A 16,878-nucleotide genomic window follows, 5' to 3' on the forward strand; every position below is an offset into this window, starting at 1 on the left:
AGGATTTATGAAGAAAGGGCTATGGTGGGGAATCGGTGTTTCCCTGTTCTTATCAGCCTGCAGCATGGGTATGCTGGATTCCGGAAAGGTTCTGGAACAAAACATGACGTCCCGGGCACTTACGGGTACCAATGGCACCCTGGAAATCACCAACATGACCGGCACTGCCATGACCGTTACCTGGAAGTCCGGAGTCCAGGTAAGCTATGCTCGGCTTTATGTATCGGAGGGGAACGGCACAGGCCTCGTGCTTGCAGCAAAGGACATGAATTATTCCAACGGAGTGTATTCTTATACACTGAGCCATCCCACTTTTACTTCTGGAGCAAAAATATACCTTACGGTCCTTAAAAACCAGAACGGTGTAGAAACCTGTATTCCCCAGGGTATTCTGTCCCAGACCACAAGCTGGGCACAGATCACCTATGGAGATGCTTCTCTTGGCCCCGAGTCCAGCGGCTCCACAGGCACCGGTGATTTAGTAGAAGGCGCAATATACAAAATTACCGCCGCCTGTTCGGGCAAAGCACTTGATGTTGCGGAGGTATCCAAAAACCCTGGTGCTAACATTCATCAGTGGGAGTTTGTACAGGGCGAGAACCAAAAGTGGAAGCTCGTATCCAGTGGCGACGGGTACTGGTATATCGAATCGGTGTGGAGCGGCCTCGTTTTGGATGGGGATGGCTGGGGAACCGCCGATGGGACTAACGTTATCCAATGGACCCGAGGAAACAACCAGGCGAACCAGAAATGGAAGATTGAGCCCAACGGAGACGGCACCTACCGCCTGACTAACCTTCACGCCAACAAGGTCCTGGATGTATCCGGCGCTTCTACGGCAAACGGCGCGAATGTTCAACTCTGGACATGGAATGCTTCATCGGCCCAGCGGTGGACCTTTACCCGGCTGGATTCGACAAGCGGAACAGGCGGGTCCAGTACCACGAACTTGATTCCTCTCCAGCCAAACATGGAAATGACTATCCAGTTCGTCAATAATACCCGGGGAACCTATTCAAATGACCGCATCTGGATTTGCGTTATCGGCCGCAATCAGGCGCAGCAATTCTGCTATCTCAAGCCCGATGGGACCCTGGTTCCCATTACGGCGAATCAGACCAGTACTGACTGGTCTTACAGGCTCAGTGATATTACTGGATTCCAGGTTCCCCAGAACATGAGTTCCGCCCGGCTCTATATTTCCATGGATAATTGGGTTGTCATGCGGGGTATTGTGGATGGCGCGGGCAACATCGGCATTGTGCAACCGGACCTGAACAATCCGGCGGATCCAAACAGCACCCTTATTTTCGATTGGATTGAATTCACCGTTGCTCCGGGAGCTTTCTGGGGGAACACTACCCAGGTAGATCAGTTTGGGTTCCCCATTGTCATGGAAATGTTCAATGATTCTGGGGCCTCCTATGCATCATTCAAAAAAGTCGGCATCAGCAAAACCAGGGAAGAAATTTTCTCTGCCTTTGAGCAGATACCCCAGGCAGAATTCCGCTCCCTGGTTAAACGGCCCTACCGCATCATTGCCCCCTGCAAAGGCGAATTCCGCGTCGGCAGGACCTACGGCACCTATATGCAAAGCTATGTGGACGAGGTATGGAACTACTACAAAACCAATACGCTTACCTTTAACCATCCTCTGGGGACATTTAACGGCCGTGTTCTCTCAGACGGGCGCTTTGAATTTACCCGAATCAGCGACGGCGGAAAATTCTACATCGCAAGAAAGCCCAATAATGATGAGGTTTTCGAAGGATCCGGAGTTCTCGCCTCCGGCAATACGGTAGAATTGGCCATTCAGGCCCAAATCTGCGCAGCCTTTAACCGGCACATTGTGCAGGATCCCGCTAATTGGGCCAATCCCAGCGCATACTATCAGGCAGGACCGGCCAATTACTACGCTAAATTCTGGCATGACAACAGCATTAACCCCCTGGCGTATGGATTCTGCTATGACGACGTCGCAGATCAGAGTTCCCTTATCGAAAGCCATGCGCCCCGGGGACTCGTATTAACGATCGGATGGTAATAACGACATGCAAGGAGGAAAATTGATGAACGGAAAACGTTATCCATTACTATTCATGGCTGCCACGCTGCTGGGACTCTTAGCATCATGCAACCTTGGCACTCTGGAATCCCCAGCCTTGGCCGGAAGTCCTGATTTAAGCCGCGCCATTACCGGACCGAATGGAAGCATCGATGTCACCGGTATGACCGGGACCAGCATGACCGTCACCTACAACGCGGGAAGTCAAATAAGCTCTGCAAAACTCTACGTTTCAGAAGGTAACGGTACTGGACTTGTTCTGGCCGCCCGGGAAATGAACTATTCTGGAGGTGTGTACAGTTACACCTTAAGCCACCCCACTTTCACAGCGGGGGCTAAAATTTACCTCACGGTTCTTAAAAATGTAAACGGTGTAGAAACCTGCGTTCCCCAGGGAACCCTGGCAAACACCCTAAGCTGGGCCAGTATTACCTATGGAGCCAGCAGTTCCGACACATCGAGTGGAACACCGGCCACTTTAGCATCCGGAGCAACCTATACGCTGGTCGCCAAATGTTCCGGCAAGGCCCTCGATGTAGCAGAATGGTCTACCACCGCAGGTACCATCGTCCATCAGTGGACCCTTGGAAACAATCAGGCAAACCAGCAATGGGTTATCACATCCACCGGCGATGGGTACTGGTACATCAAGTCTGTTCATTCCGGCTATGTATTGGATGTTAAAGACTGGTCACTTGAAGATGGAGCCCAGATTGTCCAATGGTACTGGGGAAACCAGGCAAACCAGAAATGGAAAATCGAGCTCATGGAAGACGGATATTACCGGTTAACTAACCAGCATTCCGGGAAAGTTCTGGATGTCTCGGGCGCTTCAACCCAGGATGGGGCAAAGGTACAACAATGGACCAATAACGACACGAGCGCCCAGCGATGGAAGATTACCCAGGTTACCGGATCTTCCTCAGGTGGCGGTACCGTGACCCCTGAAATACCGGGCTACCGCCTTGTATGGGCCGATGAGTTTGATGGTACAGCACTCAACGGAAACAACTGGGTTTATGATATTGGGACCGGCTCTGGAGGCTGGGGCAACAACGAGCAGCAGTACTACACAAATCGGAGCCAGAACGTCAGTGTTTCCGATGGGATGCTTAAGATTACGGCCCTCCGAGAAAACTACAATGGATCAGCCTGGACTTCCGCACGGATCAAAACCCAGGGGAAAAGAGAATTTACCTACGGGCGTATAACTGCACGGATTAAGCTTCCTAATGGGACGGCCCTCTGGCCTGCATTCTGGATGCTGGGAAGCAACATACCCCAAGTCAGCTGGCCCGCATGCGGCGAAATAGACATTATGGAACATATCAACTCAGAAGCCACGGTCCATGGCACTATACATTGGGACAGCAACGGTCATGCAAGCTGGGGCCAGCCTACCAACAACAATTACTGGAACAATTTCAATGTCGACGTCACCCAATGGCATGAATACACAATTGAATGGGACTCATCTTCGATAAAATGGTATGTGGACGGAAAACAGTTCATGGAAGCCAACATCGCCAACGGTGTTAATAGTACAGAAGAGTTCCACCGTCCCTTCTTTTTCATCATTAACCTTGCGGTGGGCGGACAGTGGCCCGGCTACCCAGACGGAAGTACCCCTTCTTCTGCATCCATGTACGTGGATTATGTAAGGGTCTACCAAAAATAAGGTTTTCTCAAAACCAGCAACGCTTTTTTAGAGGTACCACAAATGGACAGGCACCGTCAGCCTAGGAGTGGCTGTGGTGCCTCATTTTATGTTTCCCGCTGAATACCATACAATTCGGTGGTAACTTTTTAAAAATTTGGAATTGACAAAATGAAAATCTGGGTGAACAATAGTACTGTCTATTTTGTTCTTTCACTGTACAAACTAAAAGGAGGTTTGAATGAAGGCCAAACAGAACCTGATTCGGTGGCTTACGGGTATGCTGTGTGCCGTAAGTCTATGGTCATGCGCGAACCCTTTTAACTTAGGGCAGCATGTCGTGAAAAAAGAAGCAGCCGCAGCCAGAGCTGCAACTACAGGGTCGAGCCGCCGGGTCGTCGGCTATTTTGTTGAATGGGGTATTTACGGAGCCCATGACAATTATTATGTGACATCGATACCCTTCAACAAAATTACCCATATTAACTATGCCTTTGTGGGTATTAATCCAACGACCTTTGCAGTAGAAGTCTATGATCCCTGGGCATCCTTAGAAATAGTCTATCCCGGTGAAAGCTGGGATACTCCCTACAAGGGTAATCTGGGGATGCTTAGAAAGATGAAACTCCAGTATCCTCACGTAAAGGTTTTAATCTCCGTTGGCGGCTGGACCAAGTCCCATGGATTCCATGCGGCAGCCATGACCGAATCGAGCAGACGGACCACCGCCAAGAATCTGGTGGCCTTCATGAAACAGCATGGACTCGATGGTATCGATATAGACTGGGAATACCCCGGAATTAATCGGCCCGCTGATCCCAATGATCAATACGATAAGGGAGCCCCCGGCGGCCCCGAAGATATGGTCAATTTTCCGCTTTTCCTAAAGGCAATTCGGGAAGAACTCGACGCCCAGGGGGCTATCGATGGACGGTATTATGAGCTTACGGCAGCTATCGGTGTTGGCTACGACAAGATTGCAGTCACCGATCCAGCGGAATACAGCAAATATCTTGATGCACTTAACCTGATGACCTACGACATGCACGGCGGGTTCGAAACAACAATAGGGCATCAAGCCCCTCTCTACCCCAATCCCAACGACACCCATGAGCCCTTGGTGAACGAACGGTATAACATCGATTGGGCGGTAAAAAAGTTTTTAAGCCTCGGGGTGCCTGCATCCAAACTTGTATTGGGCATCCCCTTCTACAGCCGGGGCTGGAACAATGTTTCAGGGGGCTGGGATGTAAACGGCGACGGCAAAAGCGACGGAATGTTTGGAACCGGAGGGGGAACCCTGCCGGGCAAATGGGGTATCGGAGGCCAGAGCCCCTATTTCGCTATAAAACAGCTTGAACAGCAGGCGGGCTGGGAAAAATTCAGAGACCCCTACAGCAAGGTCCCCTGGCTTTTCAACAGAAACACCAGGGAACTGTATACCTATGATGATGCAACATCGGTTTCGGTTAAGATGGACTACATCCTTCAGAACAACCTTGGCGGCGCCATGTATTGGGAATTTGACGGCGACGACTGGAAAAATGGCTACGATCTAGTAAACATTATAGCGGACAAAATGCTTTCCGGAGGAACCGTTTCCCAGGACCAGACACCGCCTACCATACCGGCAAACCTTAGAGTTACCGCAAAAACCGCCTCATCCGTAAGTCTTGCCTGGGACGCAAGCACCGACGCGAACGGCATTGCAGGCTATGAGGTATTGATAGCCGGCTCGGTCAAAGCCACAACCACTACCACTTCGGCGACCATAAGCGGCCTGGCCGCAGCCACTTCCTACGGCTTTCAGGTCCGCGCCTTTGATCCATCAGGGAACAGGAGTACCGCAAGCCCGACCCTTACCGTAACGACCGAGGCAGACAGTACCGGAACTCCGGATAATCCTCCTGCCGAAAACGGACCAGCTACGGGTGTACCTGGGACACCCTTCCTGGAACAGACAAAATGGAACGGCGAGGCAACCTTCAGTCTACGGATGAACATGTGGTGGGGAAACAATGGGACCAAGCTGGAAATTTTGGAAAATGGCGTAGTAGTGGTAACAAAAACCTTGGTTGATAATTCCCCCAATCCTCAAAGTGCAATAATAGAATTTACAAACAAACCCAATGGGACCTACCGTTACAAGGCACGGCTCAGCAACCGGTTTGGCGCAAGCGAATCTTCTGAAATCACTTATACCGTAACCCAGGGAACAGGTGGATCTACCGGAGGCAGTACCGGCAGCGGAGACAGCGGCAGTACGGGGGGAACCACAGGAGGCTCAACGGGCGGTAGTACTGGCAGCGGGGACAGCGGCAGCACAGGGGGAACTACAGGAGGCTCAACGGGCGGGACCACCCCGGCCTGGACACCAGGAACCTATTATGCGGTAGGAGCTGTTGTTTCTTGGAATAACTATCTTTGGACATGCCGTCAGGCCCATACGGCCCTGGTAGGCTGGGAACCGGGGAATGTGCCCGCCCTTTGGCTTCAGGGTGAGAGCGCCGGAGGGAGTGGAGGAGATACGGGCACACCGGCCATACCAGGTATTCCTGGTGGGTTGAGCGCGACAGCCCTGGGAACGACGAGCATTCTCGTCCGCTGGGATAGTGTATCCGGTGCGACAGGATACGATATTGAAGCCGATGGAACCGTTATTTCATCGGTCAGTTCGCCCTGGACGCACAGCGGACTTGCCGCCGGCAGTTCCCACAGATACCGGGTAAGAGCAAAAAACAGTGCGGGCACTTCCGCATGGTCATCAGAAATACAGGCTGCAACCACCAGTAGTTCCGGAAACACAAGCGGCACACTCCCAAAGCGGATCATGAGCGGCTATTGGCATACCTGGACTGGCGGCCCTGGCTTTATCAAACTGCGGGACGTTAATCCATCCTGGGATGTTATCAACATAGCCTTTGCCGAACCAGTCAGTCCCGGGAGTGGAGACGGCCAGATGAAATTTGTTATCTCTGGACTCACCGCGGACTACACCATCAACGACTTTAAGAACGATATCAAACTGCTCCAGGGCAGGGGTAAAAAAGTGGTCCTATCCATCGGTGGCTATGAAGGTTATTTCTCTCTGAACAGCGCCTCCGCTGTTTCTACCTTTGTTAATGCTATATCTGGTTTTATTACTGAATACGGCTTCGATGGTATCGATATTGATCTTGAACAAACGTCAGTAGCCCTGCTCAGCGGGGCAGATCCGGATTTCCGCAATCCCCAGTCTCCCAAAGTGGTTAACATGATCAGCGCTATCCGCCAAATTTGTGATCGGTTTGGCCCTAACTTTATACTTTCCTGGGCACCGGAAACCTTCTATCTCCAGATGGGACACCAGTTCTACGCAGGACTTAACGCCTATGTGGATAACCGCTCCGGATGTTATATTCCCATGATTCATGCCCTCCGGGACAAAACTACCTATGTGCAGGCCCAGCTCTATAATTCCGGCTCCATCATGGGCAACGACGATAGGCCCTACAGCATGGGGACTGTGGATGGCATAGTCGCCATGTGCGAAATGCTGATCACAGGCTTTACCGTTAATGGGAACGCAAACTACTTCTTCCCCGGTCTGAGGCCTGACCAGATCGTCATCGGCGTACCCGCTTCTTCCTCTGCTGCCGGCTCTGGCCAGATATCAAACGCAAATTTACAGCAGGCATTTTCTATTTTGGAGAGTCGGTATCCCGGTATCCGCGGCATCATGGCCTGGTCCATCAACTGGGACAACTACCAGAACAACAACAGTTTTGTAGTTTCGAATAGGAATTATTTAAATACTTTACCTTGAGAGCACACACTTTTTTCTAACGAAAAAAGTAACCCCTCATAATAAAAATTTCTTTCATTTTGGGCCTCCCCTTTAGAAAGGGGAGGCAAACTTTACAAAAAAACTACAACCACATAACCTATTTCCCTACAGCGCCCATGCTGACCCCTTCCATAAGGTATCTATAGAACAACACAAAAAGAATAAGGGTGGGAAGAGTAGAAACGAAGGCCCCTGCCATTAAAACACCAATTCCTCGGAAAGGATCACCCCAGCCAGCAGTAAATCGTACCAGAGCAATAGGTAACGTGAGTTTGTCCGGGGAATTAAGTACTAAAAGGGGCCAGAGGAAACTATTCCAAGAACCTATAAATGTCATAAGAGAAAGAACGATAAGGGCTGGTCGCACAAAAGGCACTACTATCGAAATCATAAAACGAAAACGAGAACAACCATCGATCCAGGCCGCATCTTCAAGGTCTCGCGAAATCCCAAGCATATACTGTCGGAGCATAAACACACCAAAGGTACCCCCAAGGCCGGGAATAATAAGCGCAGAAAAAGAATCCATCATACCCAGAGCATGAACAATAAAATAATTGGGAACTAAAAACAAAATCCCGGGGAAGGCAAGAATGGCGATATATGCCCAAAGTACAATTTTTTTGCCACGAAATTCGAGCCGGGAAAGAGCATATGCTGCGGGGACACAAATAACTATCGTCGCAATGATAGAAAGGGCTGCCACAATCAACGAGTTCTGGATACCTTTAAGAACACTAATTCCACTGGCAGGAGCAAAAAGAAGTTTATAATTCTCAAAAGAGATTGTTTCAGGTATCCATCGGGGGACTCGTTCTGCCGCTGCTAGCTGAGAATCTTTAAGAGAGGTAACAAACATCCAAATAACAGGAGAAAACCAGAGGAGACAAAAAATCCACACAAGGATTGATTTAATCCAGACCCATTCTTTCTTATTGAATCCTAAACGACGCCGTCGTTTTTTAAGGAGCCCCGTTTTTTGTTCCATATCACATCTCCTCCGCATTTTTTATAGAACGGGTTAAACCAAAAAGTTGAATCAATGCAAATATAAGAACCACCGCAAAAATATACCAGGAAATAGCCGCAGCTCTTCCTAATGCTTGTACATTAATTCCGGTAGAATACAGGTAATGGACCATCGTTCTGGTACTACCTGCTGGGCCCCCGCCCGTAAAGAAATACACTTGGTCGAAAAGACCAAAGGCTAAAAGAACCTGTCGAACCACATCAAAAAAGAGAACATTCCGAATCCATGGCAAGGTAACATGAATAAAACGAAGCCAGGGACCTGCTCCATCCAACTCTGCAGCCTCGTATTGTTCTTTGGGTATCCGTCGCAATGCTCCTAAATAGAGAAGAACGCTAAAACCAACAATCCACCATACGGTAACAAAAATAATGATAGCCCACGCCCGACTAGTATTTTCAAACCAGGAGACCGTTTGACTAATAATTCCTAACTTGTGCAAATAGTAATTTGCAAGGCCCCCTGGATGGGATGCAAAGATCCATTTCCAGGTAGTAAGAATTCCCACAGAACCAAAAAAGGTCGGCGATACCAAAGCCACAAGGATCCACAATTTCCCGTAAATATTTTGATTTAAGAGACTAGCAAAAAGAAGCCCCACTATAATCACCAAGGGGAAACTAATAATCGCGAAAACAACCGTATTTTTTACCGCAAGCCAGAATTTATCATCCGTAAAAATTCTGACAAAATTTCCAAAACCTATAAAAGATTTATTTCCCAAAAGACTCCAATTATAAAAACTAATAACGCCGTTTATCACAAGAGGAATTACTATAAAAAGGAGGAATAGCGCCAGATGGGGCAACAAAAACAACCAGGAACTCATTTCTTTCCTAAGGGCATAAGCCGATTTCTTTTTCATGGAAACACCTCAAAAAATATATACCCCTACTACACAAAGGGGGAGCGAGCTCCCCCAATTCTTACTTTAGAGGGCTAGTGGGTTGCCCAGTAATCATTCAGAATAGTCTGTACCGCCTTAGCAGCCTTGTCCATTGCTTCTTCGGGACTCAATTTTTTAGTAAAGAGACAATCTTCGAGATACACCGCTATTTCATCCTGAACTTCCGATATATAGGGGAACATCTGGAAAGATTTCACATACTGAACCTGTTGAGCTACTGTCCAAATATGAGGAAGCTTCTCTTTCAGTTCCTTCCCTTCTGCAATAGACTTACGAGACGGAGTTTGACCTGCGGCATACCAGTCAATCATATGATCCCAAAGGTATTTTACCCAGCGCATGGCTGCTTCTTTTTTCTTTGCATCCTTCAGCATAGTATCGGTGAGCGCAATAACATGGGATCCCCCAAATACGGCTTTGGTGGTACCTAGCTGCGGGGCGACTGCATATCCGAAATCTTTCCCTAACAGGTTCTTCCAGGAATTGATTGTCCAAATGCCGGTAATAAGTACGGAAGCATCTCCCGATTCAAAAGCAGGACCTGGATCAACAATTCCCGAAGGAATAATATTTTTCTGCTGGAGTTCGAGCAAGAATTTCAGCACTTCTACACCCGCCTTTTGGAAAGCCGGAGCCTTAAAGTCGGGAGTTAAGAGGTCTCCCCCAAACTGCCACAAAAGATGGGTCCAAATCCAGGTCCAGTTCATGTTCTCATAGTAAGGAGTAACCCCTTTTGGCGTTACTTTTACCAGAGCTTCCATGGCTTTTACGAATTCCTCCCTTGTATACGGGGGTTTCTCTGGATCAAGACCTGCTTTACGGAAATTCGCCTTGTTGTACGCCATGTAGAAAATCCAAACATCGAGGGGTATTCCTATCAATTTACCTTTATACTCAAGTCCTGAAAGAAGATTAGGATAGATATCATTTACATCGATCCCATATTTTTTTAACTCATCTTTAGTAAATCCAGAAAACTGATCCAGATACAAGGGCATATCAAATTTTCGGATCAAAAGAACCTCTGGGGCAGTTTTGGTAGCCACACCGGTAGAAAACTTTTGCTTATACTCCGTAGAAGCTCCTACCACAAGATGGGTTACCTCCACATCAGGATTTGCCGCATTAAAGGCTTGGATAATCTTATCCATGTATGCCCCATCGGCCCCTGAAAGAGGAGTCATAAAGGTAATCTGGGTTTTACCCCCGCCTGTTGTTTTTTTACCAGTATCTTTCTGCCCCTCAGCAAAAAGACTAACCGATAAAACCGTACACAAACAACCTAACATTGCCCGTTGAAATATCTTCATATGGGCCCCTCCTTACTTAAAGGATTATATTACAAGACCGTGCTTCTCAGGCTTATCGCCCGAAAGCGGCTTGTTCCCATAACTTCAGATGCCCCTCTAAAATCCCCGAGAGGAACACATGTTTTATATCCCCGCATTACTGCGGTAACGAACACGCCTCTAACTCTTTTAAACCTCTCGATGATTGTACGGCACCTTCTGAATACTGTCAAGTTTTTTCTAAACTATTATAGACTTTTTTTAATTTTTGCCCTATAATTTGCTAAAGACCCCAGTAGAAGAAAAGGTAAAATACTTGTATTTTAGTTTTAGATATACTATCATCGAATCGTTAAAACAAAAGCGAATCCTAAAAGGATTATATTATGATCCATTTAAAAGACATACGGGAAGGAACAAAGATTTTTTTAGCCCTGGGCTCAGAAATTCGGCTTGAAATCTTAGCTCTTATCTCTGAACATGGCAAACTTAATATGAATGAACTGGCTGAACTATTGGGGCTTACCAAAGGGGCCCTTACAAGTCATATCCGAATGCTTCAGGAAGCTAATCTTATTCAGATCACCACCGCCACAGGGAAACGAGGAACCCAGAAACTCTGTAGTCTTTCCCATGATACCCTTGTACTGGACTTTAAACATAATACAGTTAATGATTCTACGTATGAAATCGAACTGGATGTAGGATTGTATTTTAATTATGCTATTACTCCCACCTGTGGGATAGCCACGGTAGATCATGTTATCGGCAGCTTTGATGATCCTCGTTTCTTTAGCCACCCTGACCGAATTAATGCTGGCATCCTCTGGTTCGCGATGGGCTTTGTAGAGTATCGGGTACCCAATTTCTTAAAACCCGGACAAAAAATGGAAGAAATGGTAATCAGCATGGAAATTTGTTCTGAAGCGCCGGGGGTTAATGAAAACTGGCCCTCAGATATTTATTTTCATATCAATAATACCTGTATTGGCTATTGGACCAGCCCGGGGGATTTCGGATCTCCTAAGGGAATGTTAACCCCTTCATGGTGGTACAACAATTTGAATCAATATGGCCTGCTCAAAGTTCTTACCATAAATCATGAGGGGACTTTTATTGATGGTATTCAGATTTCACCGATTACTATCGATGATCTCGACTTAAATCATCAAAGTGAAATTTCTCTTCGTATTAGTTCTCCCAAGGAAGCAGAACATTGCGGAGGGGTAACTATTTTTGGCAAAGGTTTTGGCAATTATAACCAGGGTATACGAATCCTGGTAAAATGGGCAGAAGCCACATAAATTGTGGACTCTGCAATAAAAACCGACTCCCCCATCAATCTTATATAAAGGACACAACCAATGAACAACAGAGAGGACTTTTCTGTACCAGGACTTAAGAACCCCCTTATTGTACAAAGGGCTGATCCATGGATCTATCGTCATATTGATGGGTACTACTATTTTACAGCTTCTGTCCCTGAATATGACCGTATAGAACTTCGTCGGAGCCGGACTCTAGCCGGCCTTGCCGAGGCCCCCACAAAAGTTGTGTGGTGGAAACATCAAAAGGGCCCTCAGAGCAAACACATTTGGGCTCCGGAGATTCATTACCTCGATGGCAAGTGGTATATCTATTATGCTGCAGGGCGGGCAGAGAACATCTGGCACATCGAAAAGTATGTGCTTGAATGTGAAGAAGAAGATCCCATGACAGGCCTGTGGTATGAAAAGGCCCGGATTGAAACAGGGGCCACCCATTTTACTCTAGACGCTACTGTGTTTGAACTTCGGGGGAAACGATACCTGGTATGGGCCCAAAAGCCAGACGATACTCCTACCGTAAGCAACCTAATGATCGCGGCTCTTAAAAACCCCTGGACCATCGAAGGAGAGCCTGTACTTCTTAGTCGCCCTGAATACGAGTGGGAACAGCGGCTTTTTCATGTAAACGAAGGTCCAGCGGTACTTATTAAGCATAACAAAATCTTTATTACCTATTCAGCTAGCGGGACCGATCATAATTACTGCATCGGCCTTCTAATAGCACCAGCAGAAGCAGATCCTCTTGATCCTTCAGTATGGCATAAGAACCCAGAACCGGTTTTTAAGAGTTCTGAAAAAAACCATATCTACGGTCCAGGACACAGTTGTTTTACCACCTCCGAAGATGGAAAACAGGATCTGCTGGTTTACCACGCTCGAGATTACAAGGAAATCAAAGGGGATCCCCTCTATGACCCCAACCGTCATACACGGATCCAAAGAATTTTCTGGACCTCAGATGGTATGCCAATCTTTGGAGAACCAATTCCAAACACTCAATAACCCAAAAGAGGCGTGGAACGTCGTTAAGGACCTTTTCAGGGTCTCAATAAAAAAGCTGGGCACCCCAAAAGGGGCGCCCCATGAAGAAGGCTCTTTTTTTATATTCTACCCTTTTTGAGGGGTATTTTTATGTTCTGTATCCCGGCCTAGTTTTATTTATCCTTTCGCGTTTTCAATGATTCCACGATACCCGTACTCAACTTGCTCTATCTAGTCGGCGTAATCAAAGGAATCGTCCCCGCTTCATCATAGGTAAGATAATCCACACAAACCGAACGCCGGTAGGATCCACCCCCCGGTAATGTGCCATTATGATAGAAAATGTACCATTTCCCTTTAAACTCAACGATTGCATGATGACTGGTGTTGCAGTTTTCCGCATGGTTCATAAGCTTACCCCCTGGAACCCAAGGACCAGTAGGCTTGTCACTCGTGGCATAGACGAGTTGTTCTTCCCATCCAGCGGCCCAGGAAAGATAATACCGTCCCTGATATTTATGAATCCACAGGGCCTCGGTAAAAGGCAGTCCCGCAACAAAGGGGAGCAAGAGTTTCTGGATCCCCACCTTCTCATCGAAGCTTATCATGTCTTCGTTAAGCTTCACATATTTAGGATAGGTGTTGCCAAAATACAGGTATGCCTGCCCATCATCATCAATCAGGACAGTAGGATCGATGTCATCCCAGCTCCAGCGGGGCTGACCTGCAAAACGGGTCATTTCTGAGGTAATGAGCGCTTTTCCAAGGGCATCCTTAAAGGGTCCGGTAGGTTTATCCGCTACGGCTACCCCTATTGCCATTCCTCCCGTCGCCGCCTGTGCCACACTCACGTAGTAATAAAACTTGCCGTTCCGCTCCACTACCTGGGCTGCCCAGGCATTTCCATCAGCCCACGCAAAATCCTTTACTGACAATACTGGCCCATGGTTCGTCCAGTGCACCATGTCCTGGGTAGAATAACAGTACCAGTCGTTCATCACATAGCTTGTCCCACCGGCGGGCGCTTCATCATGCCCTACATACAGGTACAGCGTATCTCCAACCACAAGGGCCGCAGGATCCGCAGAATAGATATCCCGAATGATCGGGTTTGACCAGGGAACTGATTCCTGTTGCACAGCCTCTGAAGTAACACAGGAAACAAGGAGTAGCCCCACAGAGAGGGAGATTGCAACAAATGAAAAATAGCGCCCTCTTTTAAAAAGAGAATACACCCCCAAAATTTCCTTCACATATCTCCATCTGTTCTGTTTCATTTCTTAGTCCTTATTCCCAAAGAAATATTCCCCTGTTTCGGGACAGAAAGTAGTAAACGTTATAGTTTTCCGATTCGTATTATCCTTTCGAGCCCAATCTACCGCTTCAGAAACAATCCCTTTGTAAGTCCCAATAGGGGAACCACTCGTAGTTTTAAGGATAATCGTAATATTAGAGCCACTCACAGACCATGTCCCAGTATAAGCCCCCGAAACAGTACCATCCAAATTCAGAGTTATTGCCACCGAAAGGGTTTCGTTCGCATCTTCTGTATTTACATTGCTACTACTCTGAACTCCTTCGTAATTGGTAAACTTAGCCCAGGTGGCACCCCGTATGGTATGGATTACCTTATAGGAACCCGACACTTCCTGAACCGTCATCGTTCTGAGGGTTTCGCCGTAGTATTCATTAGGATTCACGACCGGCCATCCATCTTCAGTAAAGTACAGTTGCCGAACCTGAAGATAAAACCACCAACTTTGTTTGAAATTGGTTCGGGTATGATGGGCCATAAAAATTTTGCCATTTTGAGCCACAAGGATAGATTGACCACCGGGACAACGCCAACCATATTCCCCACTAAATTGATGGGCCCCAAGAATTTTATTCCCATACTGATGGGAATCATTCCATGTCAAAGTAGTTAGGTCCTTCCCAGAGGCATCGTAATACGGCCCTGCGATTCCTTGAGATACAGGGCGACGACCAACCCGCACACTGTAATCGTACCCAAGATCTCCAAGGGAATAAAACAAATAGTAGTAATCTCCATAGCGGAAAAGACAGGCTCCTTCTGAGGCAACGCCGTTACCACCTGCAATTTGAGTTCCATATCCCCCACTTATTGTATCCGCCGGGTAACCACTTAGGGGCATTCCTGTATCATTATTAAGCCGAAGTATAGCTATACCCCCTTTCCAGGATCCATAGGTCATCCACATGTCCCCATTAGCATCCCAGATTATCTCAGGATCGATAGCTCCAAAGCCCTTATTCCAGGAACCGGCTCCCTCGTTCAAACAGTCCGCATCAATGGTTCCAGTGGTACGGGTAAAAGTGTAGCGAACTACCGTGGAACTCGTATACGTATTTGGGTCATACTCATGGGCGGGGAGGTATGGCCCTGTCACTTTATCAGCGATTGCAAGGCCAATCCATGCCCGGGGCCGGTTAGCGTTATCTGCCACATCCACAATCACGCCATGGTACATATAGTATTTCCCTTTGAATTTTATAACCGTAGGGGCCCAGGTATAGGCTGCATCATCGCTCGTAAAACCACACCAGCTTTTAAGATCTTCGTCCCATTTCCCCAGAGCAGGCGTAGAAAGACACTCCCAATTGATAAGATCCTTTGATTTTCGGACCTGAATACCCCCCTGCCAGGTATTACCAATACTTGCATCGGTGGAAAACACATAGTACGTTCCATCATCATCTTGAAATAGCTTTGGATCGTGGGTATTTACCGGCCCCCACGTTGCAGGATTAGTATCCGTGATAGTTTTTGTGTATTTATCGATAAGAATCGCAGTATCGCCAGTGGAACTGGAATACTCACTGGTAAGACGACAAGCGCCTAGAAATAAAAAGAATACCCCTCTTATCAGCATTTTAACCCATCTATTTGTTGTTAGTAGAAAGGGGGAATGAGAAGATTTAACCAATTGCATAGGGATTATCCTTTCTACCAGGAATCTTCCGTTAACAGGAAGACTCCTGGTAGGAAAATATTTATTTTTTTACCGGGATGCCCTTCATGAGGGCCTGGATTTGTTTGTCCGTGTAGGCCACATCGGCGATAAGGATCTCATCCATCTTCCCAACAAAGAGGGGATCGGGCCAGTTGCTTGCCCCAATATAGATTCCGTTCTTTACCACCACCGAAGGCAATAGTTTGGTATACCCAAAGGCGGCCTGCTTTCCATTTACGTACATCGTCATCTTCTGGCCATTCACAGTAATCGCAAGGTGGACCCATTCTTTAGTTGGAAGGGAAGGTCCTAATACAATCACCGACCCCTGGGGGGCAAAAATATCGGCCCGCATTACTGCTTCGGCGCCGCTAAAACCAAACCACATATCTGCCGTTGCCCCATCACCAAAATCGAAGATTCGGGCCCATCGAGGCCACGCCTCGGCATTTACCCAGGCTGCAAAGGTCCATTCTTTTCCTTCGAGGACCGTTGGTTTTAAAACGATGTATGTCTCTGCCCCATCAAATACTAAAGCCTTACCAACCTTTCCTTCGGTGGTTTTAGGTGTATTCTGGCTAATTTCCGCATGGTTCCCTTTACCAGAACTGTCCTTCAAAACGTTCCCTTCAATTTCATCCATCGTGTAAATTGCCAGAGCGTGTAAATCAAAATCTCCTGGAAGACTTTCCTGGGCAGTTTGAGCTCCGGAAGCACAGCTTCCTAAAGCCAAGATTGATGCAATAACAAGCCCCATCCAAAGAACTCGGTTTTTATTAGTATAGGTCTTCATCTCTAACCTCCACAAAACCTCTCGACA

At 47.5% G+C, this 16,878-nt stretch carries 11 protein-coding genes; 5 read left to right on the plus strand and 6 right to left on the minus strand.

Annotation, left to right across the window (positions count from 1 at the left end; all coding sequences use genetic code 11):
• The first annotated feature begins 7 nt into the window (after nt 1–7).
• The 3 genes from C5O22_RS06745 (at nt 8) to C5O22_RS06755 (ending at nt 7,527) form a co-directional block, all read left to right on the plus strand.
• The gene (locus tag C5O22_RS06745) at nt 8–2,044 is read left to right on the plus strand and encodes a beta-1,3-glucanase family protein (RefSeq protein ID WP_132780451.1); all 2,037 of its coding nucleotides are present in this window, start codon (nt 8–10) and stop codon (nt 2,042–2,044) included.
• A gap of 25 nt (nt 2,045–2,069) precedes the next feature.
• Nucleotides 2,070–3,743, plus strand: a complete 1,674-nt coding sequence (locus C5O22_RS13660) for an RICIN domain-containing protein (protein WP_165910441.1) — start codon at nt 2,070–2,072, stop codon at nt 3,741–3,743.
• A 220-nt stretch (nt 3,744–3,963) separates the two neighbouring features.
• Nucleotides 3,964–7,527, plus strand: a complete 3,564-nt coding sequence (locus C5O22_RS06755; RefSeq protein WP_132780453.1) for a glycosyl hydrolase family 18 protein — start codon at nt 3,964–3,966, stop codon at nt 7,525–7,527.
• Nucleotides 7,528–7,645: 118 nt separating this feature from the next.
• Here C5O22_RS06755 and C5O22_RS06760 read toward each other — a convergent pair whose 3' ends face one another.
• The 3 genes from C5O22_RS06760 to C5O22_RS06770 all read right to left on the minus strand — a co-directional run bounded on the left by C5O22_RS06760 (nt 7,646) and on the right by C5O22_RS06770 (nt 10,795).
• Nucleotides 7,646–8,536 (minus strand): carbohydrate ABC transporter permease, encoded by an 891-nt coding sequence (locus C5O22_RS06760; protein WP_132780454.1) that lies wholly within the window; start codon nt 8,534–8,536, stop codon nt 7,646–7,648.
• A 1-nt stretch (nt 8,537) separates the two neighbouring features.
• Nucleotides 8,538–9,443: a carbohydrate ABC transporter permease gene (locus C5O22_RS06765; protein ID WP_132780455.1), complete on the minus strand. Its 906-nt coding sequence runs from the start codon at nt 9,441–9,443 to the stop codon at nt 8,538–8,540.
• A gap of 74 nt (nt 9,444–9,517) precedes the next feature.
• Nucleotides 9,518–10,795, minus strand: a complete 1,278-nt coding sequence (locus C5O22_RS06770; protein WP_207895357.1) for an extracellular solute-binding protein — start codon at nt 10,793–10,795, stop codon at nt 9,518–9,520.
• 365 nt (nt 10,796–11,160) lie between these two features.
• On the opposite strand from C5O22_RS06770, the gene C5O22_RS06775 reads away from it, so the two are divergent.
• Nucleotides 11,161–12,078, plus strand: coding sequence for an ArsR/SmtB family transcription factor (locus C5O22_RS06775; RefSeq protein ID WP_132780456.1), 918 nt, complete (start codon nt 11,161–11,163; stop codon nt 12,076–12,078).
• A 60-nt stretch (nt 12,079–12,138) separates the two neighbouring features.
• Nucleotides 12,139–13,104, plus strand: coding sequence for a glycoside hydrolase family 43 protein (locus C5O22_RS06780; protein WP_132780457.1), 966 nt, complete (start codon nt 12,139–12,141; stop codon nt 13,102–13,104).
• Nucleotides 13,105–13,310: 206 nt separating this feature from the next.
• Here the strand turns inward: C5O22_RS06780 and C5O22_RS06785 are convergent, their stop codons facing one another.
• The 3 genes from C5O22_RS06785 to C5O22_RS06795 form a co-directional block, all read right to left on the minus strand.
• Nucleotides 13,311–14,360: a glycoside hydrolase family 43 protein gene (locus C5O22_RS06785; RefSeq protein ID WP_132780458.1), complete on the minus strand. Its 1,050-nt coding sequence runs from the start codon at nt 14,358–14,360 to the stop codon at nt 13,311–13,313.
• A 3-nt stretch (nt 14,361–14,363) separates the two neighbouring features.
• Nucleotides 14,364–15,977, minus strand: a complete 1,614-nt coding sequence (locus C5O22_RS06790; protein WP_132780459.1) for an arabinan endo-1,5-alpha-L-arabinosidase — start codon at nt 15,975–15,977, stop codon at nt 14,364–14,366.
• A 121-nt stretch (nt 15,978–16,098) separates the two neighbouring features.
• A complete protein-coding gene (locus tag C5O22_RS06795; protein WP_243692893.1) occupies nt 16,099–16,851 on the minus strand; it encodes a LamG domain-containing protein in 753 nt (250 codons plus the stop codon).
• Between the last annotated feature and the right edge of the window lie 27 nt (nt 16,852–16,878).

It is taken from the genome of Treponema sp. J25 (assembly GCF_004343725.1).
Taxonomy (GTDB): domain Bacteria; phylum Spirochaetota; class Spirochaetia; order Treponematales; family Breznakiellaceae; genus J25.

Bases quoted from the DNA above. Each gene is read 5' to 3' on its own strand.
- C5O22_RS06745 (WP_132780451.1), top strand. From the start codon at position 8: ATGAAGAAAGGGCTATGGTGGGGAATCGGTGTTTCCCTGTTCTTATCA.
- C5O22_RS13660 (WP_165910441.1), top strand. From the start codon at position 2,070: ATGAACGGAAAACGTTATCCATTACTATTCATGGCTGCCACGCTGCTG.
- C5O22_RS06755 (WP_132780453.1), top strand. From the start codon at position 3,964: ATGAAGGCCAAACAGAACCTGATTCGGTGGCTTACGGGTATGCTGTGT.
- C5O22_RS06760 (WP_132780454.1), bottom strand. From the start codon at position 8,536: ATGGAACAAAAAACGGGGCTCCTTAAAAAACGACGGCGTCGTTTAGGA.
- C5O22_RS06765 (WP_132780455.1), bottom strand. From the start codon at position 9,443: ATGAAAAAGAAATCGGCTTATGCCCTTAGGAAAGAAATGAGTTCCTGG.
- C5O22_RS06770 (WP_207895357.1), bottom strand. From the start codon at position 10,795: ATGAAGATATTTCAACGGGCAATGTTAGGTTGTTTGTGTACGGTTTTA.
- C5O22_RS06775 (WP_132780456.1), top strand. From the start codon at position 11,161: ATGATCCATTTAAAAGACATACGGGAAGGAACAAAGATTTTTTTAGCC.
- C5O22_RS06780 (WP_132780457.1), top strand. From the start codon at position 12,139: ATGAACAACAGAGAGGACTTTTCTGTACCAGGACTTAAGAACCCCCTT.
- C5O22_RS06785 (WP_132780458.1), bottom strand. From the start codon at position 14,360: ATGAAACAGAACAGATGGAGATATGTGAAGGAAATTTTGGGGGTGTAT.
- C5O22_RS06790 (WP_132780459.1), bottom strand. From the start codon at position 15,977: ATGCTGATAAGAGGGGTATTCTTTTTATTTCTAGGCGCTTGTCGTCTT.
- C5O22_RS06795 (WP_243692893.1), bottom strand. From the start codon at position 16,851: ATGAAGACCTATACTAATAAAAACCGAGTTCTTTGGATGGGGCTTGTT.